Raw genomic sequence first — 24,254 nt, forward strand, 5'->3', positions numbered from 1 at the left:
GTATGAGTTCGAGGCCCAGCAGCCAGTTGTTCGATGCCTATTTCACCAGCGCGCCGATGCGCCAGGTGTTCAGCGACCATGGCCGCGTGCAGGGCATGCTCGACTTCGAAGCGGCGCTGGCCAGGGCCGAGGCCTCGGTGGGGGTGATTCCATCGACGGTGGTGGCGGATATCGAAGCCGCCTGCCGGGCCGAACTCTATGATTTCGACGCCCTGGCGGTGGCCATCGGCAGTGCCGGCAACTCGGCGATTCCGCTGGTCAAGGCCCTGGGCAAGCGCATCGCCGCGCAGAGCGAAGAGGCCGAGCGCTACGTGCACCTGGGCGCCACCAGCCAGGACGCCATGGACACCGGCCTGGTGCTGCAACTGCGCGCCGCCATCGCGCTGCTGGAGAGGGATCTGGCCGCGCTGAGCGAAGCGTTGGCCGAACAGGCCGAGCGCCATGCCGAAACCCCCATGGCCGGGCGCACCTGGCTGCAGCACGCCACACCGGTGACCCTGGGCATGAAGATCGCCGGTTGGCTGGGCGCGGTCGACCGTCATCGCCAGCGCCTCGACGAACTCAAGCCGCGTTTGCTGTGCCTGCAGTTCGGCGGCGCCTCTGGCAGCCTGGCGGCGCTGGGCGACAAGGCCTGGCCGGTGGCCGAGGCCCTGGCCGCTGAGCTGGCGCTGCAACTGCCGGAGCAACCCTGGCACACCCAGCGTGATCGCCTGGTCGAGTTCGCCAGCCTGCTCGGCCTGATCGCCGGCAGCCTGGGCAAACTCGGCCGCGACCTCAGCCTGCTGATGCAGACCGAGGCCGGCGAGCTGTTCGAGCCATCCGCGCCGGGCAAGGGCGGCTCCTCTACCATGCCGCACAAACGCAATCCGGTCAGCGCCGCGGTGCTGATCGGCGCCGCCACCCGCGCCCCCGGCCTGGTGGCGACCATGCTGGCGGCCATGCCCCAGGAGCACGAGCGCAGCCTCGGCTTGTGGCACGCCGAGTGGGAGACCCTGCCGGAACTCTGCTGCCTGGTGTCCGGTGCGCTGCAGCAGGCGCTGCTGGTGGTGCCGGGGCTGGAAGTGGATGCCGGGCGCATGGGCCGCAACCTCGACCTGACCCGTGGCCTGGTGCTGGCCGAGGCGGTGAGCATCGCCCTGGCGCAGCGCATCGGCCGCGATGCCGCCCACCACCTCGTCGAACAGTGCTGCAAGCAGGCGGTGAAGGAGGGCGCTCATCTGCGTGAGGTGCTGAGCGGCAATGCCGAGGTCGCTGCCCAGCTATCCGCAGAAGAGCTGGATCGCCTGCTCGATCCCGCCCATTACCTGGGCCAGGCTCGCCGCTGGGTCGAGCGTGCCGTGGCGCAGAGCCGTCAACTGGAACAAAAAAACGCTTCTCGTTAGGAGATTGTCATGCCTGTGGTATCCCTCGCCGATGGCGACCTGAACTACCAACTCGAAGGCCCGGCGGATGCGCCGGTACTGGTGCTGTCCAATTCCCTGGGCACCAACCTGCATATGTGGGACGCGCAGATTCCGGCGTTCACCGAGCATTTTCGCGTGTTGCGTTACGACACGCGTGGCCATGGCCAGTCACTGGTCAGCCCGGGCTTTTACAGCATCGAGCAGAACGGTCACGACGTATTGGCACTGCTCGATGCACTGGATATCGACAAGGTGCATTTCTGCGGCCTGTCCATGGGCGGTCTGATCGGCCAGTGGTTCGGTATCAACGCGGCCGAGCGCCTGCAGCGTCTGGTGCTGTGCAACACCGGCGCCAAGATCGGCACGGACGAGGTGTGGAACACGCGCATCGACACCGTGCTCAAGGGCGGCGAGAAGGCCATGCGCGACCTGCGCGATGCCTCGATCGAGCGCTGGTTCACCCCGTCGTTCGCCGCTGGGCATCCGCAGCAGGTCGAGGCCATCGTCAGCATGCTGGCGCAGACCTCGCCCCAGGGTTATGCGGCCAACTGCGCCGCGGTGCGCGATGCCGATTTCCGCGAGCAGATCGCCGCGATCGGTGCGCCGACCCTGATCGTCTGCGGCACTGGCGACGCGGTGACCACTCCCGAGCACGGCCGCTTCATGCAGGCGCGTATCGCCGGTGCGCAGCTGGTCGAGTTCGACGCCGCGCACCTGTCCAACGTCCAGGCTGGCGAGCTGTTCACCCGGCGCGTGCTGAGCTTCCTGCAAGCCTGACCAGCTCAAGACGGGCGAGCCGCGAGCCGGGTCCGTCGCGGCCAAAGCCCTTCCCACAGCCTCATTATTTCCTGAATAGAAGTGGAGCATCGGATGGACGAAAAACAACGCTATGAAGCCGGCATGCAGGTGCGCCGCGCCGTGTTGGGCGACGCTCACGTCGACCGCAGCCTGGAGAAACTGACACCGTTCAATGAAGAGTTCCAGGAAATGATCACCCGTCATGCCTGGGGCGATATCTGGACGCGTCCGGGATTGCCGCGGCATACCCGCAGCCTGATCACCATCGCCATGCTGATCGGCATGAACCGCGAGGGTGAGCTGAAGCTGCACCTGCGTGCCGCGAAGAACAACGGCGTGACCCGCGACGAGATCAAGGAAGTGCTGATGCAGAGCGCGATCTATTGCGGTATTCCCGCCGCCAACGCCACCTTCCACCTCGCCGAAGAGCTGTGGGACGAAGTCGGCGTGGAATCCCTCGACAAGGCGTGATCGCACAGTAGGGTGGAAGACGCTGTTTTCTTCCACCGCTGCACCGATGCATATTCATCGATGCATTCCCGGGTATCGCTTCGCTCCACCCGGGCTACGGTTTTGTTGTTCGCCGCGTTCGTGTAGGCGCTGCGCCCTCGCAGCGAATGGCGGTCACGCTCCAGATTCTGCGGGATGGCCGCCATCGTTTCGCGCCGGGGCGACGCTCCTACACGATCGGTGGTTTGCCGCGATTGACTGTAGGCACTGCGACCTCGCAGCGAATGGTGGCCACGCCACGGATTCTGCGGGATGGCCGCCATCGTTTCGCGCCGGGGGCGGCGCTCCTACACGGTCGGTGGTTTGTCGCAATACTGTAGGAGCTGCGCCCTCGCAGCGAATGGTGGCCACGCCACGGATTCTGCGGGGTGGCCGCAATCGTTTCGCGCCGGGGGCGGTGCTCCTACAGGGCGCCGTGGTTTTCTGTAGGCGCTGCACGCCCGCGCGGGGCGGGGCTTTTACCTCAGGCGCTTACCACTTCGGCGCGAAATCCGGGTTCACCAGGCGGCGATCCTTCGGCAGGCTGGCGATCAGGGCGCGATCCTCGTCGTCCAGGCGGATATCCAGGGCGGCCAGGTTGGCGCGCTGGTTGTCTATGCCGCTGGCCTTGGGGATGGCCGCGACGTGGTCCTGGGCCAGCAACCACTGCAGCACCACCTGGCTGGGAAACACGCCGTGCTTGGCGGCGATCTGACGGATTTCCGGCAATTTCGCGGCCTCGCCACGGGCCAGCGGGCTGTAGGCGGTGAAGGCGAGGTTGTGTTCGCGGGCGTAGTCGAGCAGCGGTTGCTGGTCGAGCAGCACGTGGTACTCCACCTGGATCGCGGCGATGGGCGCGGCGAATTCCTCGATGCTCTGGCGCAGCAGCGGCAAGGGGAAGTTGGCCACCCCGATATTCAGCGCCTTGCCTTCGTCGCGCAGGGCCGCCAGGGTTTCCAGGCTGCGGCGCAAGTCGTCGCCGGCCAGGCTGCCGGCATTGCCCGGCCAGTGGATCAGGAACAGGTCGACATAGTCGCTGCGCAATGCCTGCAGGCTGTCGCTGAGCGAGGCGCGCATGTCGGCCGGCTGCAGCTTGTCCCACCAGACCTTGGTGGTGACGTGAATCTTCTCGCGTTCGACCTGGGTCTCGGCCAGCGCCTTGCCCACTGCCGCTTCGTTTTCGTAGGCCGCGGCCGTGTCGATATGCCGGTAGCCCAGTTCCAGCGCCTGGCGTACGGCGCGGGTGCATTCCTCGTCCTTCATGGGCCAGGTGCCCAGGCCCAGTTTCGGCATGTTCAGTTGGTAGCGGTTGCGGATGGCCTGCATGGAACTCTCTCCTGTCGAGGGACGGTGTGCCGGCTATTGGCTATTCGTAGCGGCTGACACCGGCGGCATGGCGGGCCGCGATATAGCCGAAGGTCAGGGCCGGCCCGAGGTTGATGCCTCCGGACGGGTAGTGACCACCGAACACGCTGGCCATATCGCTGCCGGCGGCGTAGAGGCCGGCAATCGGCTGATCCTGGATATCGAGTACCCGTGCCGAGGCGTCGGTTTTCAGACCGGCGAAGGTGCCGAAGCAGCCTGGCTGTACTTTGACTGCGTAGAAGGGGCCGTGTTCGATCGGCGCGACGCAGGGGTTGGGCCCCGGATACAGGGGATCGCCCTGTTTGCGGTTGAAGGCCGTGCTGCCACGGCCGAACTCGGGGTCCTCGCCCTGGCGCGCATGCTGGTTGAAGCGGGCCACGGTGGTGGCGAGCGCGACCGGATCGATGCCGCACTGCGATGCCAGTTGCTCCAGCGTGGCGGCGCGTTTCAGGTAGCCGCTGCGCAGCAGCGGCCACAGCGGCACCGGGGCGGGGCGGGCGAAGCCCAGGCCGTAGCGGCGCTGGAAGCGGTGATCGCAGATCAGCCAGGAACAGGGTGGCTGACCCTCCTCGGTGGCGGCGACCATCGCCGCCACGTAGTCATAGTAACCGTGGGCCTCGTTGACGAAGCGCTTGCCATTGGCCAGTACGCCGATGATACCCGGTTTGCCGCGTTCGATGATGTGCGGGAAGTGGCCGACGCTGCCGTCGCGATAGGGCACCCTGGACACCGGCGCCCAGGCCACCGGCGACTTCAGGTCGGTGGCCACCCGGCCGCCGACCGCTTCGCCCAGACGCAGGCCGTCGCCCGAGCAGGACAGCGGTGGCAGCGCCAGGTTGTCGTGGCCGCTGGTCTCGCCGGGGAACAGTTGCTGGCGGCGAAGGTTATCGTTGGGAAAGCCGCCGGCGGCGAGAATCACCGCGCGGGCCTGGATAGGCCGTTCGCCCTCCGCGCGTTTCACCACCGCACCGGTCACGCGACCATCCTCTTGCAGCAGGCGCACCACCGGCGCCGACTCGATCAGTTGCACGCCCAGGTCGGCGGCGGAGCGCGCCAGGCGGGCCACCAGCGCCACGCCATTGACCAGGTGCATGGCCCGGCCATAGCGCGCCAGGTGGTAGAGATGGGTCGCGAAGCGGCGGATCACATGCCCCAGCGCCTTGGGCGAGCGGGTCATGTTGAGAAAGGCGGCCAGGTCCGCGCCGGCCATGATCGGCATGCCCATGAACGAGGTCTCGCGCAGGGTCTTGCGCAGCCGTGGCAACAGATCCAGCACCTGGCGGGCATCGTAGGGCGCGGCGATGAGCTGATGGCCGCCCGTCGCAGCACCGGGCGTATCGCCGTGCATGTCGGGAATGGCGTTGCCATCGGCGAATTGCAGGGCGGTGTGTTGCTCGAAGAAGGCGACCATGTGTGGGCAGGCTTCGAGAAAGGCGTCGACGCGTTCGCTGTCGTAGTGCTCGCCCAACTCGTGACGCAGGTAGGTGCGTGGCTGTTCGATGTCTTCGACGATGCCGGCGCGGCGCGCCAGGGGATTGCGCGGCACCCAGGCCCAGCCGCCCGACCAGGCCGTCGCCCCGCCGAGTACGCTGTCCTTCTCCACCAGGATGACCTTCTGCCCATGCCAGGCGGCGGTCACGGCAGCGGCCAGGCCGGCGGCGCCGGAGCCGACGACCAGCAGGTCGCATTCGAGTGGAGGATGATCGGCAATGGCGGCAGGCATCGAGATGGCTCCTGGCAAGCGGTTCACGATCTGTCGAGCACCAGCCTTGGCTCGCGAAGTCGTGAAAGGCTCTGGGTGATGGAATTGTTTTTGGAATCTTGTTCCATATTCTAGATGCGCGACTGGGCCGTCGCCAAGGTTCGCCTGCGTCGAGCCTTATCGTGGCCGGGGCGCTTGATGTTACCCGCCAGCGCCCCCATCTAGTGGCCCAGACCCCTTCTGCCATCAGCCCTCGAGCCCATCCATGCCAGCCATTCTGTCTTCCCGCCAGCGCGGCGCCCTGCGCATGGCGTGGGCGTTTATCGCACCCTATCGCTGGCGAGTGGCCGGTGCGCTGCTGGCGCTGCTGTTCACCGCGGCCATCACCCTGTCCATGGGCCAGGGCATCAAACTGCTGGTCGACCAGGGCCTGGCCACCCAGTCGCCGGAGGCGCTGCGCCATTCCATCCTGTTGTTCTTCGTGCTGGTCATCGCCCTGGCGATCGGTACCTATACCCGTTTCTACCTGGTGTCGTGGGTCGGTGAACGTTTCGTCGCCGACATCCGCAAGCGCGTGTTCAACCACCTGATCGGCCTGCACCCAGGCTTCTACGAGCGCAACCGCAGCTCGGAAATCCAGTCGCGCCTGACCGCGGACACCACCCTGCTGCAATCGGTGATCGGCTCCTCGCTGTCGATGGCGCTGCGCAACCTGATCATGCTCGTCGGCGGCATGGCGCTGCTCATCGTCACCAATCCCAAGCTCAGCGGCATCGTGCTGCTGGCACTGCCGCTGGTGGTGGCGCCGATACTCATTTTCGGCCGTCGGGTGCGCGAGCTGTCGCGGCTCAGCCAGGATCGCGTGGCCGATGTCGGCAGCTATGTCGGCGAGGTGCTGGGGCAGATCAAGACGGTGCAGGCCTACAACCACCAGGCCGAGGATCAGCGTCGTTTCGGCCTGTCCGCCGAGGCGGCGTTCGACACCGCGCGCAAACGCATCGCCCAGCGTGCCTGGCTGATCACCGTGGTGATCGTGCTGGTGCTCGGTGCGGTCGGGGTGATGCTCTGGGTCGGCGGCATGGATGTGATCGCCGGGCGCATCAGCGGCGGCGAACTGGCGGCGTTCGTGTTCTACAGCCTGATCGTCGGCTCCTCGTTCGGCACCCTCAGCGAGGTCATCGGCGAGTTGCAGCGCGCCGCCGGGGCCGCCGAGCGCATCGCCGAGCTGTTGCAGGCGCGCAACGAGATAGTCGCCCCGGCCGAATCGGCACTGCCGCTGGCGCAGCCGGTGCAGGGGCGCATAGCGCTGCAGCAAGTGGTCTTCGCCTACCCGTCGCGCCCGGATAGCCGGGCCATCGACGCCATCGATCTGAGCATCGCGCCGGGCGAGACCCTGGCCATCGTCGGCCCGTCGGGGGCAGGCAAGTCCACCCTGTTCGACCTGCTGCTGCGCTTCTTCGACCCGCAGCAGGGGCGCATCCTCATCGACGGGCAGCCCATCGAGCGCCTCGATCCCCATGAGTTGCGCCGCAGCTTCGCCCTGGTGTCGCAGAATCCGGCGCTGTTCTTCGGCAGCGTGGAGGACAACATCCGCTACGGACGGCTCGACGCCAGCGCGGCCGAGGTCGAGGCCGCCGCACGGGCCGCCCATGCCCATGACTTCATCATGAAGCTGCCCGAGGGCTATCAGACCCATCTGGGCGATGCCGGCCTGGGGCTTTCCGGCGGTCAGCGCCAGCGCCTGGCGATTGCCCGGGCGCTATTGGTGGATGCGCCGATCCTGCTGCTGGATGAAGCCACCAGCGCGCTGGATGCGGAAAGCGAACACCTGATCCAACAGGCTCTGCCGGGCCTGATGCGCGGGCGCACGACTTTGGTGATCGCCCACCGCCTGGCCACGGTGAAGAGCGCCGACCGCATCGCCGTCCTCGATCACGGTCGCCTGGTCGCCGTGGGCCGGCATGCCGAGCTGGTCGGCAGCAACCCGCTGTATGCGCGTCTGGCGCAGTTGCAGTTCGGCGAGCGGTCGTAGGATGGGTGCCAACCCATCAATTGCGATGGGTTGGCACCCATCCTACGGATTGATCAGGCTGAGGAATTCGCTGCGGGTGGCGGCGTTCTCGCGGAACTCGCCGAGCATCACCGAGGTGACCATGGAGGAGTTCTGCTTCTCCACCCCGCGCATCATCATGCACATGTGCTGCGCTTCGATGACCACGGCCACGCCCATGGCGCCGGTGACCCGTTGCACGGCCTCGGCGATCTGCCGGCTGAGGTTCTCCTGGATCTGCAGGCGGCGGGCGTACATGTCGACGATGCGCGCCACCTTCGACAGCCCCAGTACCTTGCCGCTGGGGATGTAGGCCACATGGGCCTTGCCGATGAAGGGCAGCAGGTGGTGCTCGCACAGCGAATATAGCTCGATGTTCTTGACCAGCACCATTTCGCTGGCGTCGGAACTGAACAGCGCGCCGTTGGTGACCTCTTCGAGGGTCTGCTGGTAGCCGCGGCAGAGGTACTGCATGGCCTTGGCCGCGCGCTTGGGCGTATCGAGCAGGCCTTCGCGGGAAACGTCCTCGCCGAGCTGGCCGAGAATCGCGGTGTAGTGCTGTTCCAGAGACATGGATCCACCTGTGGGGTATTCGGTGAGGTAAAAGCTGGCGCGCAGGGTAGGGGAACTGGCTGCGGTCGGCAAGCCGAAGCTAGTCGTCGCGGCCATCCAGCATGGTGCGGCGCAGCATCACGTAGACCGCGCCCGTGCCGCCGTGCCTGGCCAGGCAGGAAGTGAAGCCCAGCACCTGCGGGTGCTGACGCAGCCAGGTGTTGACGTGGCTCTTGATCATCGGCTTGCGGCCGTCCATGCGTACGGCCTTGCCGTGGGTCACGCGCACGCAGCGCACCTCCAGCTTGCTGGCCTCGGCGAGGAATTCCCAGAGCGTGTCGCGGGCCTTCTCGACGGTCATGCCGTGCAGGTCGAGGCTGCCGTCGAAGGGGATCTGGCCGAGCTTGAGCTTGCGCATCTGGCCTTCCTGCACGCCGTTGCCCGCCCAGTCGAGGGGATCTTCGGCGCCGACGTCGATGACGAACTGGTCCGACAGGCCATCGACCTTGAGCGTATCGGTACGCACCGTGGCGGCCTGGCGCAGGGTGGCCAGGCGGGCCCGGTCACGCTTGGGCTTGCCGGTGTCGGCGCGATCGTGCTTGATCGGCTTGACGCCACGCAGCTCGGCTTTGAACAGGGAAAAATCGTCGTCTTGCATCGGGGCCTCCACTGAGGCCGCTAGTGTACCCAGCCTGATCGGGGAGCGCTGCAGGCGTCAGTCGCGTTTTTTCATCAGGTGCGGCGACATGGCCAGGTCGGAGGTACGGCGCATGCGCCGGCGACATCGGCGCCAGCCGGCCACGCCGCCCCAGAGCAGGAGCAGGCCGACGACCAGCAGCACCGTGGCATCGGTTGGGGAGTCGTTGAGGCTGCCGAGGGCCGGCGGGCGGCCCAGCAGGGTGGCGGTGCCGGCCATCGCCAACAACACGCCGAAGGTGGCGAACAGCACGGCCAGCGCGGCGGCGACGCGCAGACGCCAGTGGCCCGGCTCACGCGGGCGAAGGCGGCGGGCGTCGAAACCGTCGGATAGCTTCATGGGTTCGCATTTCCTCGCTGGGTTATCGGCCTATGACCGGCAGGATCGAACGGGGTTCACGCGCTGCGGTTTCAGCGGTTCAGATCAGGGCGCTGGCCTCGGGCACCCAGGCGGCGAAATTGTCGGCCAGGGCGATCATCTCGAAACGGTGCATCTCGGCGGCGCTGATGACCTGGCCGTCGGGTGTCGGCAGGTCGCGGGTGGCGCAGGCGGCGTCGACCACGGTGCAGCGGTAGCCGTAATCCTTGGTGGCGCGGATGGTGGTGCTGATGCTGGAGTGGGTCATGAACCCGCACACCACCAGATCCAGATGGCCGAGGGATTGCAGCTTCTCGTGCAGGTCGGTACCGGAAAAGGCATTGGGCATGCGCTTCTCGACGACGATCTCGCCGGGCAGCGGGGCGACCTCGGGCAGGTGCGCGCCGCGCGGGCCGCGGGGATCGAGCAGGCCGCCGGGGATGCCCAGGTGCTTGACGTGAACGATGGAGCCGCCCAGGCGCCGCGCCGCGTCCAGCAACTTGGCGATTTCCGCGAGAGCGGCGTCCAGCCCCGGCAACTGCACGACGCCGCTGCGGTATTCTTCCTGTGCGTCGATGACCAGTAGAGTCGCATTGCTCAGGCTGGCAGGCGCATGACCGCGGCCGGTGAGCTGATAGAACGTTTGCGGGTGGGACATGAACGACTCCTTGCTGGCGCGGATGACAATGCGCATTGTCCGCCTGTCCGAGGCTGCTGTGAACCTCTCTGTTGGTGGTATTGCCCCGGCGGCCGGATGAATCGTTTCAGCGGGCCGGGCATGCAAAGCCGGACACGCCTGCTAAACTTCCGGCTTTTGCCCGGAGCCGTTTCGTGACCGATACCAGCCCAGCCCTGAACACCCGCCTGCGTACGCTACGCGATTACATCCGTTGGGCCGTGAGCCGGTTCCAGGGCGAGGAACTGTTCTTCGGGCACGGTACCGACAATGCCTGGGACGAGGCCCGGCAACTGGTGCTCGGCGCCTTGCACCTGCCCTGGGAAATCGCCGACAGCTACCTCGACTGCCGTCTGGAGGAAGACGAGCAGCGCCACCTGCATGCCTTGCTGCGGCGGCGTATCGAGGAACGCGTGCCGACCGCCTATCTGCTCGGCGAGGCCTGGTTCTGTGGCTTGCCCTTTATCGTCGATGAGCGTGTGCTGGTGCCGCGCTCGCCCATTGGCGAACTGATCGAGCAGCGCTTCAGCCCCTGGCTGCCGGGCGAGCCGGCGCGGATCCTCGACTTGTGCACTGGCTCCGGTTGCATCGGCATCGCCTGTGCCTACGAGTTCCTCGAGGCCGAAGTGGTGCTGGGCGACCTGTCCTTCGAGGCGCTGGAGGTGGCCAACCGCAATATCGAACGGCATGGCCTCGAGGAGCGCGTGTACACGGTGCAGGGCGATGGCTTCGCCGGTCTGCCCGGGCAACGCTTCGATCTGATCGTGTCCAACCCGCCCTATGTCGATGCCGAGGATTTCGCCGACATGCCCGCCGAGTACCAGCACGAGCCGGCCATGGGCCTGGCCTGTGGCGACGACGGCCTGGATCTGGTGCGGCGCATGCTGGCCGAGGCGGCCGACCACCTGAACGACAGGGGGCTGCTGATCGTCGAGGTGGGCAACAGCCAGGTGCATGTCGAGGCGTTGTACCCGGAAGTGGACTTCACCTGGCTGACCTTCGCCCAGGGCGGCCATGGCGTGTTCATGCTGTCCGCCGAGCAGTGCCGTGCGCATCGGGAGCTGTTCCGCCAGCGCTGCTAGGCGCTCTTTTCCAGCGCTGAGAGAAGGCGTTGGGGTGGTGGAAGAAAACAGCGTCTTCCACCCTACGCGTGCCGGAATTCGTTGTAGGAGCGGCGACCTCGCCGCGAATGCTGGCCGTGATGCGGATTGTGCGGGGCCGCCGAGGTCGCATCGCCCCGAGGTCGGGGCTCCTACACCCGTTGGTGCGGCGGGATTCGTCTGGTGATCATGCGCAGGAGAGCGTTGAGCGGGATGGTATCTTCCAGCCTGCGGCGCTGGCTCAGCGGGTGGCGATCCAGATCAGCAATCCGGCCTGGAACAGGCAGAAAGCGACCAGGCAGGTGATGGTGAAGCGCAGCCCGCCATCTTCGCGTTTGAGTTGCTCGATCTGCTCATTCTGTTTGCGGATCTGCACATCCTGTTCACGCAGGTTCTGATCCGCCTGTTGCAGCATCTGCGCGGCGTCGAGCTGCTCGACGAACTGCACTTTTTCCGCCTGCCAGTCGCTGTGCAACGCGCTGATGCGCGAGGCCGAGTAGTGCGCCTTGAGTTGCAGCGCATCCTGGTATTCCACGGCGAAGCCTTGCGCCTTGAGACAGTGATCCCGGCGCGCCCGGGCGTCCTCGGCCAGGGCATCGCGGGCGGGCAGGGCGCCGCTCTCGACAGTGTAATGGGCGCAATGCTGCTTGGCCCAGGCCGCGGCCTGGGCCAGGAGAAAACGCCCGAGGCCACGGTTCTGCGGTTCCAGGTTGAGGCCGCTGTCCGGCCCGAAACGCGCTTCCTTGTTGCGGTGGTCGAGCCAGAGCTCCAGCACGTTCTGTTCCTTGCGCACCTTCTGTCCCGGCAGTTGAATGCTCAGGCGCAGCAGGCTGTGCTCCTTGCTGTGACGCTCGACCCGGCCCAGTTGCACGAAACGCAGCGGGCGGGCACCGGTATGGCGGTCGATGGGCAAGGGCGCCAGGCGCAGCAGACGAAAGTGCTCGGGCGCCAGCTGTGCCCACGGGTGAGCCGGCTCGACCTTCTCGGCTTCGTCGGCGGTGGCGGGCGTTTGGCTATCGGTCATGGGCGGCGATCCTGTGCACAGGGGGCCACCGCGTTCGGTGCGTTGGCTCAGTAGCTATCGGCAGCGATGCCGTTTTCTGCAGGGGGCAGTGTTTCGATGAAACGGACGATACCCTCGGTCAGGGCGCGCGCCAAGGGCAGATCGGGGTTGTCGTAGGAGGCCAGTTGCGCCTTCAGCTCCAGTGGCACGATGCGCATCACATGGTTCATGCCGCCGACGATCTGCAACTGCGCGTCGGGCTTGGCCGCCTGCAGGGCCTTGGCGTCCTGCACGCTGACCTGGATGTCGTGATCGCCCTGGAGGATCAGCGCCGGCACCCGCACCCGGGCGAAGGCGGCGGCAGGGTCCTGGCGGAACAGGGAGATCAGGTAGGGCTGCACGCTGGGGCGGAACAGCACGGTCAGTTCGTCCGTTACCTCGGGCACCTGGCGGCCTTCGCGCAACGCCGCGAGCAGGGCGTCGCTCTCGCCGCGCAGCCTGGGTGGCAGGCGGTCGCGCAGTTGCGCTTGCAGCAACTGGTCGATGGGGCGGGCGCTGCCAGCGATGGCGATCAGCGCATCGGCACCGGCCTCGGGGGCGGCCAGGCTGGCGATCAGGGCGCCTTCGCTGTGGCCGATCAGGATCAGCCGGTTGAACCGTTTGTCCTGCTGCAGCTTCCTGCCCCAGGCCACCGCGTCGGCGACATAGCGCTCGACGCTGAGGTCGCGCTCATGGGGGGTGGCCGCGTGGCTGGCGGCGATACCGCGCTTGTCGTAGCGCACGCTGGCGATGCCGTGCTGGGCCAGCACCTGGGCCAGGCGACGCAGGCTGTCGTTATGACCGCCGCCGGGGTTGTTGCCGTTGCGGTCGGTGGGGCCGGAACCGGCGATCAGCAGCGCCACGGGGAGCGCATGGGAACGCTGCGGCAGCATCAGTGAACCCTGCAGGACACCCTGGCCGGTATCCAGGCTGATCGGGTTGCGCAGAATCGGTGCGGCCTGGGTCAGGCCGGTGAACAGGGAAAGGGTCAACAGCAGGGCTCGCAGCATGGTGATTGCACGGTGATGGCGGAGTCAGTTGGACGCTGAGCGCGGGTTAAGGTTCGCCCGTTCGCCATTGGCCGCAAAGGGTGATCCCGGTGTACGCCTGAGGGTATACTAACCGGCTTATCTGATGGGCCTGTCGTTGCGTCGCGGGCCGTTGATCGAATCGTCTCGGAGCCCGTGCTATGTCCGGCAATACCTTCGGCAAGCTGTTCACCGTCACCACGGCAGGCGAGAGCCATGGCCCGGCGCTGGTCGCCATTGTCGACGGCTGCCCGCCGGGGCTGGATATTTCCCTGGACGATCTGCAGCGTGATCTCGATCGGCGCAAGCCCGGCACCAGCCGGCACACCACCCAGCGCCAGGAAGCCGACGAGGTGGAAATCCTCTCCGGGGTGTTCGAAGGCAAGACCACGGGCTGTTCCATCGGCCTGCTGATCCGCAACACCGACCAGAAGTCCAAGGACTACTCGGCGATCAAGGATCTGTTCCGCCCGGCCCACGCCGATTACACCTACCACCACAAGTACGGCATCCGCGACTACCGTGGCGGCGGTCGCAGTTCGGCGCGGGAAACCGCCATGCGCGTGGCCGCCGGCGCCATCGCCAAGAAGTACCTGGCCAGCCAGGGTATCGTCATCCGTGGCTACATGAGCCAGCTCGGGCCCATCGAAATTCCGTTCAAGAGCTGGGACGCGGTGGAGCAGAACGCCTTCTTCAGCCCCGACCCGGACAAGGTGCCGGAGCTGGAGGCCTACATGGATCAGCTGCGCCGCGATCAGGATTCGGTCGGGGCGAAGATCAGCGTGGTCGCCGAAGGCGTGATGCCGGGCCTGGGCGAGCCGATCTTCGACCGCCTGGACGCCGAACTGGCCCACGCGCTGATGAGCATCAACGCGGTCAAGGGCGTGGAAATCGGCGCCGGTTTCGCCTCGGTCGCCCAGCGCGGCAGCGAACACCGCGACGAGCTGACGCCCGAGGGCTTCGTTGGCAACCATGCCGGCGGCATTCTCGGCGGCATTTCCAGCGGTCAGCCGATCGTCGCCCACCTGGCCCTCAAGCCGACCTCGAGCATCACCACGCCCGGACGCTCCATCGATATCCATGGCGCACCGGCGCAGGTGATCACCAAGGGCCGCCACGATCCCTGCGTGGGCATCCGGGCGACGCCCATCGCCGAGGCGATGATGGCCATCGTGCTGATGGACCACCTGCTGCGCCATCGCGCGCAGAACGCCGATGTGCGCGTGAGTACGCCGGTGCTGCCGCAACTGTGATCGCTCCTGTGGGGTTGGGCGGAGCGCTTCGTGCTGAGCGAAGCGATACCCAACGCGGAACCTCCCGGGTATCGCTGCGCTCAACCCAGGCTACGTCATGAGTTCGGCCTTGCCTTACTGGCGCCTGTCCGGCTTCTACCTGTTCTACTTCGCGCTGCTCGGTGCCACCGCGCCGTTCCTGGGTTTGTATTTCGCGCATCTGGGGTTCTCGCCGGCGCGTATCGGCGAGCTGGTGGCCATCCCGATGCTGATGCGTTGCATCGCGCCGAATCTGTGGGGCTGGCTGGGCGATTACAGCGGCAGGCGCTTGTTGATCGTGCGCCTTGGTGCCTTGTGCACGCTGCTCAGCCTGAGCCTGATCTTCGTCAGCCAGAGTTACGCCTGGCTGGCCATGGTGATGGCCTTGCACGCCTTCTTCTGGCACGCGGTGCTGCCGCAGTTCGAGGTCATCACCCTGGCGCATCTGCGCGAGCAGTCGACCCGTTATGCGCAGATCCGCCTGTGGGGCTCCATCGGCTTCATTCTCAGTGTGGTCGGCCTGGGCAAGGCCTTCGACTGGTTCAGCCTGGATATCTATCCCTGGGCCCTGCTGCTGATTATCACCGGCATCGCCCTGAGCAGCTTCTGGGTGCCGGACGCCCAGCCGCTGGCGTCTTCGCAATCGGTAAACCGCGGCGGCTTCGTGCAGCAACTGAAACAACCCGGCGTGCTGGCCTTTTACCTATGCGTGGCGCTGATGCAGCTGTCCCACGGGCCGTACTACACCTTCCTCAGCATCCACCTGGAACAGCTCGGCTACAGTCGCGGGCTGATCGGCATGCTCTGGGCGCTGGGGGTGGTGGCCGAGGTGCTGATGTTCATGGGCATGGCGCGCCTGCTCAGGCATTTCAGCCTGCGCCAGGTGCTGGTCGCCAGCTTTCTGGTCGCCGCCGTGCGCTGGCTGCTGATGGGCTTCGAGGCCGAGCACCTGGCGCTGCTGCTGTTCGCCCAGGTTCTGCACGCCGCCACCTTCGGCAGTTTCCATGCCGCCTCGATCAGCTTCGTGCAGCGCAGCTTCGGTGCCCGCCAGCAGGGCCAGGGCCAGGCGTTGTACGCCTCCCTGGCCGGTATCGGCGGTGCCCTGGGCGCGCTGTATGCCGGCTACAGCTGGAACAGCCTGGGCCCGCAGTGGACCTTCGCCCTGGCCGGTCTGGCCGCCCTGGGCGCAGCGGTTATCATGGCCAGACGCACGGCCGATCCGGCGCGACCATGAGCGCTGCCTGAGTTACGGGTCAAATCAAGCTGCCCGCGGGGCGGCGAGTACTTACATAAGGGATTTCTTCCATGAGCCGCCTGAGCGTCCATCATCAGTCCAGTCCCGATATCCCCAACAAGGTACTGGGGCACGCCGAGGACATCGCCAGTACGCTGGCTGTGGCCGGTATCGATTTCAGCGTTCTGGATCTCGACGTCAAATTGCAGGCCGGCGCGGCGCAAGAGGATATCCTAGCCGCGATTGACGGATCGCTGGAGCAACTGAAGCGTGATCACGATCTGGGTCTCGTGGAGGTGACCAGCATCGACCAGCGCCGCTGGCCAAGGGAAGACGATAAGCCCGTCGATCCGCCGCAGGAAGTCGTTGTGGATAGCACGCAGCTCTATCTGTTTCTGGCCGGGCAGGGGCTGTTGAGCCTGCATGTCGGCGAATATGTGTATGCGCTACTGGGTGAGCGCAACGCCCTGGTCTCGGTACCGGCTGGCACCCGCCACTGGTTCGATCTGGGCGAGTTCCCTCGTTGTGCGATGGTGCGCTTGTCGGCTGGGAGCGCGGCAGAGGGAACGCCGAGCGGCGACGGGATCGCCGCTTCCTTCCCGCGGCTGGAAGACTGAGCCGGAGCTTCAGTCGAACAGTGAAGCCTGCGGCCTGGGTACGGCACCTTCCAGTTCCAGCAACAGTTGCTTGCGCGGCAGGCCGCCGGCAAAACCGGTCAGGCTGCCGTCGCGGCCGATGACCCGGTGGCAGGGAATGATGATGCAGATCGGGTTGGCGCCATTGGCTGCGCCGACGGCGCGTACCGCCTTGGGTCTGTCTATACGCTGTGCCAGGGCGCTGTAGCTGTCGAGGCGGCCGAACGGAATTTCCAGCAAGGCGCGCCAGACGGCCTGCTGGAACGGCGTGCCCTGGGGATTGAGTCGCAACTCGAAGCGCTGGCGGCGGCCGCTGAAGTATTGGTCGAGCTGGCGGCTGGCTTCATCCAGTTGCGAGCCTGCCTCACGCCAGTCGTCGCCAATCTGCCAGGGCGTGCGCTCAACGTCCATGAGCAACTGTTGCAGCCCCTGCTCGTCGCCGGCCATGAACAGGCGGCCAATAGGGCTGTCGTGGTAACGGTAGAACATCTCAACCTCCTGAATAGTTGTGCCAAAGATGGGCCGCCGCATAGGCGCGCCACGGCCGCCAGGCTTCTGCCTGGGCCTGTAGTTGTCGGGCATTGATGCCCCCGGCGCCCCAGATCGGCGCTTTCAGCAACCCCAGGTCGCTGGCGGGAAAGGCGTCTGCGTCACCGAAGGCGCGCAGGGCGATGTATTCGGCCGTCCAGGGGCCGATGCCGGGCAGGGCGCACAGGCGCTCGATCAGATCCGCGCTGCCCTGGGTGATGTCCAGGCGCAGTGTGCCGTCGGCCACCAGTGCGGCGAAATGTTGCAGGGTCTGCACGCGTTTGCCGGGCATGCCGATGCCATCCAGGTTGGCCGCGGCGATGGCGGCGGGCGTCGGGAACAGCCGGTCGATGCCCGCGGGAGCGTCCAGCAGGGGCTCGCCGAGGCGGTTGAGCAGGCGCCCGCTGATGGTCACCGCGGCCTTGACCGTGACCTGCTGGCCGACGATGGCCCGCACCGCCTGTTCGAAAGGATCGAAAGCGGTGAGCAGGCGCAAGCCCGGGTTGCGGGCGAGCAGGGGGGCCAGTAGCTGATCCTCGGCAAAGTGGGCGGCGATGCCCGCCGGATCGGCATCCAGATCGAACATGCGCCGCACGCGTCGGATCAGTGCTGGCAGGCAGGCTTTCGCCGAGGGGCCGTGGTGCAGCGCCAGGGCCTGCTGGTCGGGCAGGGCCCGTACGCCGAACCAGCCGCTGATGCCGTCGAGGCGAAAGCTTCGCCAGTAGCCCTGTGCCTCGAGGCGCTCCTGCCCGGCAATGGCGCGCAGCTGGAAATGGTCATGGAACTGCTGCCAGTTCCAGGGGGCTCGGTAGGTCAGTAGGATAGGTTCGTTGGCGTTCATGGCGCTGACGATAACCGCGAGACCGGGCCTTGTCAGCGTGAAAAGTGACTTTCAAATGCCGCGCTGGATGGCAGGCGGCAGGCGAGCCCCGCCGATACGCTGGAATGAAGCCGTGCGCCTGTAGCAGCCGTCTCCGCATCTTCGGAGGACCGCATGCTGGCCGACGACGGCGCTCCGCTCTGCGTGGGAGGCGCTTCAGCGGCGATCGGTGCCGATCGAGCTTCACACAAGCGTCGCGACTGGCGCCGCTCCTGCTGAGTCGCGGTCTCGACAAAATTTTCACATCCGCTTGCGCACACTCGCGCCGCCTTGTTCGGCAGGCGGTGCTCCGTTCCCTGGTCGCGGTCAGCCGGGCAGGGCGGTAATTCTCTTTTGCGGATGATGAAAAATGGCCCATACGGCAGTTCCGGGTAACCCTCTTCCTTCATTGCGTCCCGTCAATCCACTGCGCAGCCAGTTGTTGTTCACCCTCTTCAGCGCGCTGCTGCTGTTGCTGATGTACACGCTGTTGCGCGTGGCCTTGCTGCTCTACAACCGCGAGTTGGTCGGCGATACCCCGGCGTCGGCCTTCGTCGAGGCCTTCGGCAACGGTCTGCGCTTCGACCTGCGGGTGGTGGTCTATGCCTGCGCGCCCCTGCTGCTGGCGCTGCTCAGCGTGCGGGCAATGCGCGCACGCGGTTGGCAGTGCGCGTGGCTGACGCTGTTCGCCAGCCTGACCCTGTTTCTCGGGCTGGCCGAGCTGGATTTCTACCGCGAGTTTCACCAGCGTCTCAACAGCCTGGTGTTCCAGTACCTGCAGGAAGACCAGGGCACCGTACTGAGCATGCTCTGGAACGGTTTTCCGGTGGCGCGCTACCTGCTTGCCTGGGTCGTGACCAGTTGCCTGCTGTGGCTGGCGTTCAGACAACTCGATCGACTCAGCCGGCGTGCCCGCTGCGCTGCAACCGAGACGACTCGCGCCCCGGCAGTGGCCTGGTACTGGCGCGGGTCGGTGTTCTTCGTCTGCCTGCTGATCGCCGTCATCGCCGCCCGTGGCCACCTGCGCCAGGGGCCGCCGCTGCGCTGGGGCGATGCCTACACCACCGAGTCGATGTTCGCCAATCAACTGGGCCTCAACGGCACCCTGACCCTGTTCACCGCCGCTCAGGCGACCTTCGGCCCGCACCGGGACAACACCTGGCAACCGACCATGGAGGACGAGCAGGCGCGGCAGATCACCCGCGATATGTTGCTGACCGCGGATGACCGCCTGGTCGACGCCGACAGCGCCGCCATACGCCGGATCTATACGCCGCCGAGCGACGGTACGCTGCCGATCCGCAACGTGGTGGTGATCCTCATGGAAAGCTTCGCCGGGCATTCGGTGGGGGCCCTGGGCGCGCCGGGCAACATCACCCCGTACTTCGACAAGCTGAGCCGGGAAGGGCTGCTGTTCGACCGTTTCTTCTCCAATGGCACCCATACCCACCAGGGCATGTTCGCCAGCATGGCCTGCTTTCCCAACCTGCCGGGCTTCGAGTACCTGATGCGCACGCCCGAGGGCGCGCACAAGTTCTCCGGCCTGCCGCAGTTGCTGGGCGCCAGGGGGTTCGACAACCTCTACGTCTACAATGGCAATTTCCAGTGGGACAACCAGTCCGGGTTCTTCAGCAACCAGGGCATGACCCGTTTCATCGGCCGCGAGGACTTCGTCGATCCGGTGTTCATGGACCCCACCTGGGGCGTATCGGATCAGGACATGTTCGACCGTGGCGCGCTGGAGCTGCGCGACAACTACGGCAAGAAGCCCTTCTACGCATTGCTGCAGACGCTGTCCAACCACACGCCCTATGCCCTGCCCGAGGAGCTGCCGGTCGAGCCGGTGCTGATCGATGGCAAGGTCAACCAGCACCGCACGGCGATGCGCTATTCGGACTGGGCGCTGGGCCAGTTCTTCGAGAAGGCGCGCCAGTCGCCATACTTCAACGAGACCCTGTTCGTGGTGGTCGGCGACCATGGCTTTGGCGGCTTCAATCAGCTCACCGAAATGGATCTGGAGCGCTTCAACGTGCCACTGCTGCTGATCGCGCCCGGCATCCAGGAGCAGTTCGGCAAGGTCAACCATAGCGTGGGCACCCAGGTCGACATCGTGCCGACCATCATGGGCCGGCTCGGCGGCGAGGTGCGTCACCAGTGCTGGGGAAGGGATCTGCTCAACCTGCCGCAGGGCGACGGCGGCATCGGCGTGATCAAACCCTCCGGCGGCGACCAGACCGTGGCCATCGTCACTCCCGAGCATGTGCTGGTGCAGCCCAAGGGTTTCGAGCCGCGCTACTACCGCTACCAGCTCGGCGCCCAGGCACGTGCCGAGCGTATCGAGAGCCCGGCCGACCCGCTGTTGCGGCAGCGCCTGGAAGCCTTCCTGCAGACCGCGACCAAGAGCCTGCTGGACAACAGCGCCGGGGTGGTCGACGGTCTGCCGGAAAAACCCTGAGGCCAGGTGCCGCCGTTTGCCAGCGGCGGCGCCTTGCCAGGTCTGAGCGCAGCGCAACGGGTCGTAGAAGCGTCGCCCCCGGCGCGATGCGATTGCAGGCGTGTCATGGCCAGCCATCGTCGAGCTGTACGCCTCCTGCTCGCGAGCGCGCTAAGCGCAGTGGTGGAAGAAAACAGCGTCTTCCACCCTACGGGTACGGCTTGCCCCGTAGCCTGGCGTTGAGCGCAGCGATACCCAGGGTGCGGTTTCCCGGGTGTCGCTGCGCTCGACCCGGGCTACGCAGGGAGCGTTCGACCCCGCAGCATGGCAATGGTGATTGCGTAGCCTGTCGAGACGTTCGGCGGATTCCCCCTGCGGCTGATCCGCCCTAATAAGCGCGCAGAATGGCCACATTCGCGTAGGCGCCGCGACCTCGCGGCGAATCGTGGCCATAGCGCGATGTTTGCAGTATGGCTTCCAGCGCATCGCGCCGGGGTCGACGCTCCTGCTTGTAAACCCGGGCTCCTGGGTATCTACGGGATTTCGCTAGCTGCAACCTTCGACGTAGTACACCGCCGGTGGCAGGCCGATGCGCCAGCGCTGCACCAGACCATCGTTGCCGACTTCGAACACCAGGCGCGCCTGGCTGCCGTCGTACGGCGTGACGATGAAGTAGCTGGCGCCCTCGACGTATTTGTGCGGCTGTTCCTCGAAATGGCCGGGGAAGGTGGCGCGGATCTGCTGCGCGCTGCTGCCGACCTGCAGGCCACGGGGCGCCAGGCGCTCGCGGCTGTCGGTGTCGTAGCGCACGAAGTGGCCGTTCTCCAGCATGAAGGAAATGCCGAAGCCGCCGGCCGGTCGCGGTTCCTGGAACAGCTGTCGGCAACTGTCCGAGGTGCCGCCGCCCTCTCTCAGCAGTCCTTTCCAGGCGTTGCGCACGGTCCGCTCGTCGCTGCCGAACCTGGCGTTTTCGAAGCCGGAGAAGGGCCCGCGGGCGGGGTCGTCGAGCAGCCGTGGCGGGCTGCTCTGCGCCGCTGGCGCGGTCTTGGCTGGGGTTTGTTCGCTATCGCCGCTGCAGGCGCCGAGCGAGAGGATGCCGATGATCAGGATCGCGGATACGAAGGGCGTGCGTTTCGCCATGAAGTTCAACCTTGTCTCGATTGGATGCGGCCGGTGCTGTCGACGGGCCGGGACGGTCGGGCATGAGGCCGCCGCCGAGGGGCGTTCGCCGCGTGACCATGACGAGACGGCTACCGGCCCGTTTGCGGGCCGGTAACGACGGCGGGCTTCATGCTACGTGTTTGGCCTCATCCCGGGAAAAAAGATCCCGGCCATGATCCAGATGTTGATCGACCAGCCATTTGCCGTGGGCGATGGAGGCGTGCTGCGCCTTGTCCAGATCGGCCAGGAAGGCGCTGTTGAACGGCAGGGCCAGACGCCGGGTGCTGCGTCCGTCGGGGCTGCTGATGCGACAGCCACCGGCCCAGGGCGTGGGGATGCCCGGGTGTTCCATGACGTCGGCGGTGATGGTGTGGTTGCGGTGGGTGCAATGCATGGTGCTCATGAGATCAACCTCGCTCTGCTGAACCCGGTGTGCACGACAGGCTCGAATCGTTCGGTCGAACACGCCGGCGATTTGTGGTGGTTCCACTGGTATAGCACAGCGCTGCGCCGCCTCGGAGCGAGCCGACGGACGCCATTCGATGACTTTTGTCACACAAGGGGGCTGAAAAAAGGATCGCGACAGGTCTATTCTGTGCTGGACGGTTGCCGCGCCACGGTCTGCATGGCGCAACGTCGCCAGACCCGCGGGTCTGGAGCTGTATCTGCTTGAGTCACGGGCGGCACCGCCCGGTGTCGCGACATCGCGCCGACGAGGACGCGTTCAGTGGGTCGCCGGTACTGCCAGCGGCCCAGCCCATCGCCTGAGGAGATCAACGTTATGAGCACAGCCTTGCACGATGATGTCAGTAGTGGCGTTCTGCGGCGGATGAAGGAGGGCGGGTTCGACTTCGCCAGCGTTCATCCCATCGAGTTCTACGCAATCTTTCCCAACCAGGAGGGGGCCTTGAAAGCGACACGCAATTTCCGTGGTGAATCCCTGCATGCCCTGGTGACCGAGCGCGACGACGGCGTCTGGCACCTGCAGGTGAGCAAGGTGATGTATGCCACCCAGGCCGGTATCGGCGATTTCGAGCAGGATATGGAGTCGGTGGTGATTCCGCTCGGGGGCATGCTCGATGGCTGGGGCGTGACCCAGGAATTGAAGCCTGCGCGTCTGTGAGCCCCGGAGTGCCGGCCCTTCGGGCCGGCACTCCACTTTCGCTGACCTGACGCCGGCCACGGCTGATCGGGCGATCAGGTTCCTTTTTCCCATAATTGCACCAGATCCCGGGGCGCCCGCTCCTCGGGAATCTGCAGCACCAGTTCGCCCTGACGAAACGCCAGTTCGATGCGATAGAAGCGCTGGTCTCCCGAGCCGGCGTCCGGTGTCGCCACCGGCAGGCAGGTCTGCAGGACGGAGCACACCTGGCCGCGCTGACCGGGATCGCACTGGGCGAAGTCGATCTCCCGCGGACGGCTCAGCGCGGCCAGCGCGGCGAAGCCACCCTGGCGCGAGATGCGCACGACGGTGTCGGCGCCCAGCTCGGGCAGGCGCTTCATGGCGCGTCTCCGATGCCGACATCCGCCCAGGCCTTGGCCACGGCCCGGGATTCCGGCGACCCTTCGCCGAAGCGGCGCTCGGCGTTGTCCACGCACAGGCGGGCGAAGTCGAGAAACTTGGCGTCGTTGCCCAGGCGGTCGTCGCAGAGGGTGTCGTACCAGACCCGCCCGGCCTTTTCCCAGGCGTGGCCGCCCAGGGCGATCGAGGCCAGGTGGAAGGCGCGGTTGGGAATGCCCGAATTGATGTGCACGCCGCCATTGTCGTCCCGCGTCTCGACAAAGTCGCGCATGTGCCCGGGCTGCGGGTCCTTGCCCAGCAGCGGATCGTCGTAGGCGCTGCCGGGAGCGGACATGGAGCGCAGCCCGCGGCCATTCACGGCGTCGGTCAGCAGGCCGGCGCCGATGATCCAGTCCGACTGCTCGGCGGTCTGCTGCAGGGCATGTTGCTTGGTGAGGATGCCGAACACGTCGGACACCGATTCGTTCAGCGCCCCCGACTGGTTGACGTAGGCCAGGCCGGCTTCGCTCTCGATGACGCCATGGGTCAGCTCGTGGGCCACCACGTCCAGGGCGATGGTGAAGCGATTGAAGATTTCGCCGTCGCCGTCACCGAAGACCATCTGCTCGCCATTCCAGAAGGCGTTCTCATAGGCCTGGCCATAGTGCACGGTGCCGATCAGCGGAAAGCCCTTGCCATCCATGGAATGGCGCCCCAGCACCTCCCAGAAGAACGCGTAGGTGGCGCCCAGCGCCTCGTAGGCCTCGTCCACCGCCACATCGCCAGTGGCGGCCTGGCCTTCGCGCCGGCTCAGGACGCCAGGCAACTGCATCTGCCGTTGCGCGTCGTGGATGCTGCGATCGGGCTGGCCTTCGGCGGACAGGCGGGTCGCCACCTGCGCCTTGGCCAGGCTCGGCGCACCGGGATTGTGCCGCAGGGCGCTGACGTGATCCAGGGTGCCCCGCGCGCAGGCGCGCTGGCGTTCCGATCCGTGACCGATGATGCGGTCGAGGATATAGGGTGGAATGACGCTCCTGTTCATCATGCGCTCCTGCTTCTGTCGGGTTGACGATGGATGGCCGATGCCGACGCGCGGCACCGCTACACTAGTGGGATCGTGACGCGCTGCCGATGTTTCCCCGTCGGCGGTTTTTTTATGGCCTGCCATCCCGCGCGCGGTTAAGAAATGCTTCCGGAAATCTTTTGACGGAAGTCCCACGAGCGAAGGCTGCAATGCTTGGTCGTGGCGGATGTCTACGCTGCATGGGCTTTGGCGATCCGGGTGGACAATCGCCTTGCCGGCCCGTGCGGCAGCATGGGGCGCGGATGGGGGCGGTGGACAACGGCGTGCGTCAAAGTGGTGCAAAAGGCT

24 protein-coding genes are annotated in these 24,254 nt (G+C 66.4%); 10 read left to right on the forward strand and 14 right to left on the reverse strand.

Going from position 1 to position 24,254, the window contains the following annotated elements; genetic code table 11:
- Positions 1-2 precede the first annotated feature (2 nt).
- The 3 genes from DNK34_RS06055 (at position 3) to pcaC (ending at position 2,672) form a co-directional block, all read left to right on the forward strand.
- Positions 3-1,382: a 3-carboxy-cis,cis-muconate cycloisomerase gene (locus DNK34_RS06055; RefSeq protein ID WP_131173485.1), complete on the forward strand. Its 1,380-nt coding sequence runs from the start codon at positions 3-5 to the stop codon at positions 1,380-1,382.
- A gap of 9 nt (positions 1,383-1,391) precedes the next feature.
- Complete coding sequence (gene pcaD, locus DNK34_RS06060; protein WP_131173484.1) at positions 1,392-2,180, forward strand: 3-oxoadipate enol-lactonase; 789 nt, start codon at positions 1,392-1,394, stop codon at positions 2,178-2,180.
- 93 nt (positions 2,181-2,273) lie between these two features.
- On the forward strand, positions 2,274-2,672 hold the full coding sequence (pcaC, locus tag DNK34_RS06065; protein WP_131173483.1) for a 4-carboxymuconolactone decarboxylase: 399 nt from the start codon (positions 2,274-2,276) through the stop codon (positions 2,670-2,672).
- A 510-nt stretch (positions 2,673-3,182) separates the two neighbouring features.
- Here pcaC and DNK34_RS06070 read toward each other — a convergent pair.
- Entirely contained in the window at positions 3,183-4,016 is an 834-nt protein-coding gene (locus tag DNK34_RS06070; protein ID WP_131173482.1) for an aldo/keto reductase, read from the reverse strand.
- A gap of 40 nt (positions 4,017-4,056) precedes the next feature.
- Positions 4,057-5,778 carry an FAD-dependent oxidoreductase gene (locus DNK34_RS06075; RefSeq protein WP_131173481.1) on the reverse strand — a complete coding sequence of 574 codons (1,722 nt, stop codon included), beginning with the start codon at positions 5,776-5,778 and terminating at the stop codon, positions 4,057-4,059.
- 244 nt (positions 5,779-6,022) lie between these two features.
- Here DNK34_RS06075 and DNK34_RS06080 point away from each other — a divergent pair, with 244 nt between their 5' ends.
- Positions 6,023-7,789, forward strand: a complete 1,767-nt coding sequence (locus DNK34_RS06080) for an ABC transporter transmembrane domain-containing protein (protein ID WP_131173480.1) — start codon at positions 6,023-6,025, stop codon at positions 7,787-7,789.
- 42 nt (positions 7,790-7,831) lie between these two features.
- Here DNK34_RS06080 and folE read toward each other — a convergent pair whose 3' ends face one another.
- From folE to DNK34_RS06100, 4 genes are all read right to left on the reverse strand, one after another.
- On the reverse strand, positions 7,832-8,380 hold the full coding sequence (folE, locus tag DNK34_RS06085; protein ID WP_131173479.1) for a GTP cyclohydrolase I FolE: 549 nt from the start codon (positions 8,378-8,380) through the stop codon (positions 7,832-7,834).
- Between the two features lie 79 nt (positions 8,381-8,459).
- Entirely contained in the window at positions 8,460-9,017 is a 558-nt protein-coding gene (locus tag DNK34_RS06090; RefSeq protein ID WP_131173478.1) for a Smr/MutS family protein, read from the reverse strand.
- A gap of 57 nt (positions 9,018-9,074) precedes the next feature.
- The gene (locus tag DNK34_RS06095; protein WP_131173477.1) at positions 9,075-9,395 is read right to left on the reverse strand and encodes a hypothetical protein; all 321 of its coding nucleotides are present in this window, start codon (positions 9,393-9,395) and stop codon (positions 9,075-9,077) included.
- 79 nt (positions 9,396-9,474) lie between these two features.
- Positions 9,475-10,071 (reverse strand): cysteine hydrolase family protein, encoded by a 597-nt coding sequence (locus DNK34_RS06100; RefSeq protein WP_131173476.1) that lies wholly within the window; start codon positions 10,069-10,071, stop codon positions 9,475-9,477.
- A 173-nt stretch (positions 10,072-10,244) separates the two neighbouring features.
- Between DNK34_RS06100 and prmB the strand changes: the two genes are divergently transcribed.
- Entirely contained in the window at positions 10,245-11,171 is a 927-nt protein-coding gene (prmB, locus tag DNK34_RS06105) for a 50S ribosomal protein L3 N(5)-glutamine methyltransferase (protein ID WP_131173475.1), read from the forward strand.
- Positions 11,172-11,430: 259 nt separating this feature from the next.
- On the opposite strand, the gene DNK34_RS06110 is transcribed toward prmB, so the two are convergent.
- Positions 11,431-12,213 carry a hypothetical protein gene (locus tag DNK34_RS06110; protein WP_131173474.1) on the reverse strand — a complete coding sequence of 261 codons (783 nt, stop codon included), beginning with the start codon at positions 12,211-12,213 and terminating at the stop codon, positions 11,431-11,433.
- A gap of 47 nt (positions 12,214-12,260) precedes the next feature.
- Positions 12,261-13,241 (reverse strand): alpha/beta hydrolase, encoded by a 981-nt coding sequence (locus DNK34_RS06115; protein WP_131173473.1) that lies wholly within the window; start codon positions 13,239-13,241, stop codon positions 12,261-12,263.
- 179 nt (positions 13,242-13,420) lie between these two features.
- Here DNK34_RS06115 and aroC point away from each other — a divergent pair, with 179 nt between their 5' ends.
- From aroC to DNK34_RS06130, 3 genes are all read left to right on the forward strand, one after another.
- Complete coding sequence (gene aroC / locus DNK34_RS06120; protein WP_131173472.1) at positions 13,421-14,512, forward strand: chorismate synthase; 1,092 nt, start codon at positions 13,421-13,423, stop codon at positions 14,510-14,512.
- 97 nt (positions 14,513-14,609) lie between these two features.
- Positions 14,610-15,764, forward strand: coding sequence for an MFS transporter (locus DNK34_RS06125; RefSeq protein ID WP_131173471.1), 1,155 nt, complete (start codon positions 14,610-14,612; stop codon positions 15,762-15,764).
- 71 nt (positions 15,765-15,835) lie between these two features.
- Positions 15,836-16,381: an acireductone dioxygenase gene (locus DNK34_RS06130; protein ID WP_131173470.1), complete on the forward strand. Its 546-nt coding sequence runs from the start codon at positions 15,836-15,838 to the stop codon at positions 16,379-16,381.
- A gap of 9 nt (positions 16,382-16,390) precedes the next feature.
- Here DNK34_RS06130 and DNK34_RS06135 read toward each other — a convergent pair whose 3' ends face one another.
- Both DNK34_RS06135 and DNK34_RS06140 read right to left on the reverse strand, forming a co-directional pair.
- The gene (locus tag DNK34_RS06135) at positions 16,391-16,888 is read right to left on the reverse strand and encodes a methylated-DNA--[protein]-cysteine S-methyltransferase (RefSeq protein ID WP_131173469.1); all 498 of its coding nucleotides are present in this window, start codon (positions 16,886-16,888) and stop codon (positions 16,391-16,393) included.
- Position 16,889: 1 nt separating this feature from the next.
- Positions 16,890-17,768: a DNA-3-methyladenine glycosylase family protein gene (locus tag DNK34_RS06140; RefSeq protein WP_131173468.1), complete on the reverse strand. Its 879-nt coding sequence runs from the start codon at positions 17,766-17,768 to the stop codon at positions 16,890-16,892.
- 388 nt (positions 17,769-18,156) lie between these two features.
- On the opposite strand from DNK34_RS06140, the gene DNK34_RS06145 reads away from it, so the two are divergent.
- Positions 18,157-20,241, forward strand: a complete 2,085-nt coding sequence (locus DNK34_RS06145) for an LTA synthase family protein (RefSeq protein WP_131173467.1) — start codon at positions 18,157-18,159, stop codon at positions 20,239-20,241.
- A 525-nt stretch (positions 20,242-20,766) separates the two neighbouring features.
- Here DNK34_RS06145 and DNK34_RS06150 read toward each other — a convergent pair.
- Both DNK34_RS06150 and DNK34_RS06155 read right to left on the reverse strand, forming a co-directional pair.
- The gene (locus tag DNK34_RS06150; protein WP_131173466.1) at positions 20,767-21,360 is read right to left on the reverse strand and encodes a hypothetical protein; all 594 of its coding nucleotides are present in this window, start codon (positions 21,358-21,360) and stop codon (positions 20,767-20,769) included.
- 148 nt (positions 21,361-21,508) lie between these two features.
- Positions 21,509-21,784 (reverse strand): hypothetical protein, encoded by a 276-nt coding sequence (locus DNK34_RS06155; RefSeq protein WP_131173465.1) that lies wholly within the window; start codon positions 21,782-21,784, stop codon positions 21,509-21,511.
- 378 nt (positions 21,785-22,162) lie between these two features.
- Here DNK34_RS06155 and DNK34_RS06160 point away from each other — a divergent pair, with 378 nt between their 5' ends.
- Positions 22,163-22,504: a ribonuclease E inhibitor RraB gene (locus DNK34_RS06160; RefSeq protein ID WP_131173464.1), complete on the forward strand. Its 342-nt coding sequence runs from the start codon at positions 22,163-22,165 to the stop codon at positions 22,502-22,504.
- 74 nt (positions 22,505-22,578) lie between these two features.
- Here the strand turns inward: DNK34_RS06160 and DNK34_RS06165 are convergent, their stop codons facing one another.
- Together DNK34_RS06165 and DNK34_RS06170 are read right to left on the reverse strand one after the other, a co-directional pair.
- Positions 22,579-22,884, reverse strand: a complete 306-nt coding sequence (locus tag DNK34_RS06165) for a protealysin inhibitor emfourin (protein ID WP_131173463.1) — start codon at positions 22,882-22,884, stop codon at positions 22,579-22,581.
- A complete protein-coding gene (locus DNK34_RS06170; protein ID WP_411269283.1) occupies positions 22,881-23,924 on the reverse strand; it encodes a M4 family metallopeptidase in 1,044 nt (347 codons plus the stop codon). Before DNK34_RS06170 ends, DNK34_RS06165 begins: the two co-directional genes overlap by 4 nt.
- Positions 23,925-24,254 lie beyond the last annotated feature (330 nt).

Source organism: Phytopseudomonas dryadis, from assembly GCF_004327355.1.
In the GTDB taxonomy this organism is placed as follows: domain Bacteria; phylum Pseudomonadota; class Gammaproteobacteria; order Pseudomonadales; family Pseudomonadaceae; genus Aquipseudomonas; species Aquipseudomonas dryadis.

Excerpts from the sequence above, each read along its gene's own strand:
- DNK34_RS06080 (WP_131173480.1), top strand. The coding sequence starts at position 6,023 with ATGCCAGCCATTCTGTCTTCCCGCCAGCGCGGCGCCCTGCGCATGGCG.
- DNK34_RS06055 (WP_131173485.1), top strand. The coding sequence starts at position 3 with ATGAGTTCGAGGCCCAGCAGCCAGTTGTTCGATGCCTATTTCACCAGC.
- DNK34_RS06140 (WP_131173468.1), bottom strand. The coding sequence starts at position 17,768 with ATGAACGCCAACGAACCTATCCTACTGACCTACCGAGCCCCCTGGAAC.
- DNK34_RS06125 (WP_131173471.1), top strand. The coding sequence starts at position 14,610 with ATGAGTTCGGCCTTGCCTTACTGGCGCCTGTCCGGCTTCTACCTGTTC.
- DNK34_RS06135 (WP_131173469.1), bottom strand. The coding sequence starts at position 16,888 with ATGTTCTACCGTTACCACGACAGCCCTATTGGCCGCCTGTTCATGGCC.
- pcaD (WP_131173484.1), top strand. The coding sequence starts at position 1,392 with ATGCCTGTGGTATCCCTCGCCGATGGCGACCTGAACTACCAACTCGAA.
- DNK34_RS06075 (WP_131173481.1), bottom strand. The coding sequence starts at position 5,778 with ATGCCTGCCGCCATTGCCGATCATCCTCCACTCGAATGCGACCTGCTG.
- pcaC (WP_131173483.1), top strand. The coding sequence starts at position 2,274 with ATGGACGAAAAACAACGCTATGAAGCCGGCATGCAGGTGCGCCGCGCC.
- DNK34_RS06155 (WP_131173465.1), bottom strand. The coding sequence starts at position 21,784 with ATGAGCACCATGCATTGCACCCACCGCAACCACACCATCACCGCCGAC.
- DNK34_RS06100 (WP_131173476.1), bottom strand. The coding sequence starts at position 10,071 with ATGTCCCACCCGCAAACGTTCTATCAGCTCACCGGCCGCGGTCATGCG.
- DNK34_RS06115 (WP_131173473.1), bottom strand. The coding sequence starts at position 13,241 with ATGCTGCGAGCCCTGCTGTTGACCCTTTCCCTGTTCACCGGCCTGACC.
- DNK34_RS06130 (WP_131173470.1), top strand. The coding sequence starts at position 15,836 with ATGAGCCGCCTGAGCGTCCATCATCAGTCCAGTCCCGATATCCCCAAC.
- DNK34_RS06110 (WP_131173474.1), bottom strand. The coding sequence starts at position 12,213 with ATGACCGATAGCCAAACGCCCGCCACCGCCGACGAAGCCGAGAAGGTC.
- DNK34_RS06070 (WP_131173482.1), bottom strand. The coding sequence starts at position 4,016 with ATGCAGGCCATCCGCAACCGCTACCAACTGAACATGCCGAAACTGGGC.
- DNK34_RS06090 (WP_131173478.1), bottom strand. The coding sequence starts at position 9,017 with ATGCAAGACGACGATTTTTCCCTGTTCAAAGCCGAGCTGCGTGGCGTC.
- DNK34_RS06160 (WP_131173464.1), top strand. The coding sequence starts at position 22,163 with ATGAGCACAGCCTTGCACGATGATGTCAGTAGTGGCGTTCTGCGGCGG.
- DNK34_RS06170 (WP_411269283.1), bottom strand. The coding sequence starts at position 23,924 with ATGAACAGGAGCGTCATTCCACCCTATATCCTCGACCGCATCATCGGT.
- DNK34_RS06095 (WP_131173477.1), bottom strand. The coding sequence starts at position 9,395 with ATGAAGCTATCCGACGGTTTCGACGCCCGCCGCCTTCGCCCGCGTGAG.
- DNK34_RS06145 (WP_131173467.1), top strand. The coding sequence starts at position 18,157 with ATGGCCCATACGGCAGTTCCGGGTAACCCTCTTCCTTCATTGCGTCCC.
- aroC (WP_131173472.1), top strand. The coding sequence starts at position 13,421 with ATGTCCGGCAATACCTTCGGCAAGCTGTTCACCGTCACCACGGCAGGC.
- DNK34_RS06165 (WP_131173463.1), bottom strand. The coding sequence starts at position 22,884 with ATGAAGCGCCTGCCCGAGCTGGGCGCCGACACCGTCGTGCGCATCTCG.
- DNK34_RS06150 (WP_131173466.1), bottom strand. The coding sequence starts at position 21,360 with ATGGCGAAACGCACGCCCTTCGTATCCGCGATCCTGATCATCGGCATC.
- folE (WP_131173479.1), bottom strand. The coding sequence starts at position 8,380 with ATGTCTCTGGAACAGCACTACACCGCGATTCTCGGCCAGCTCGGCGAG.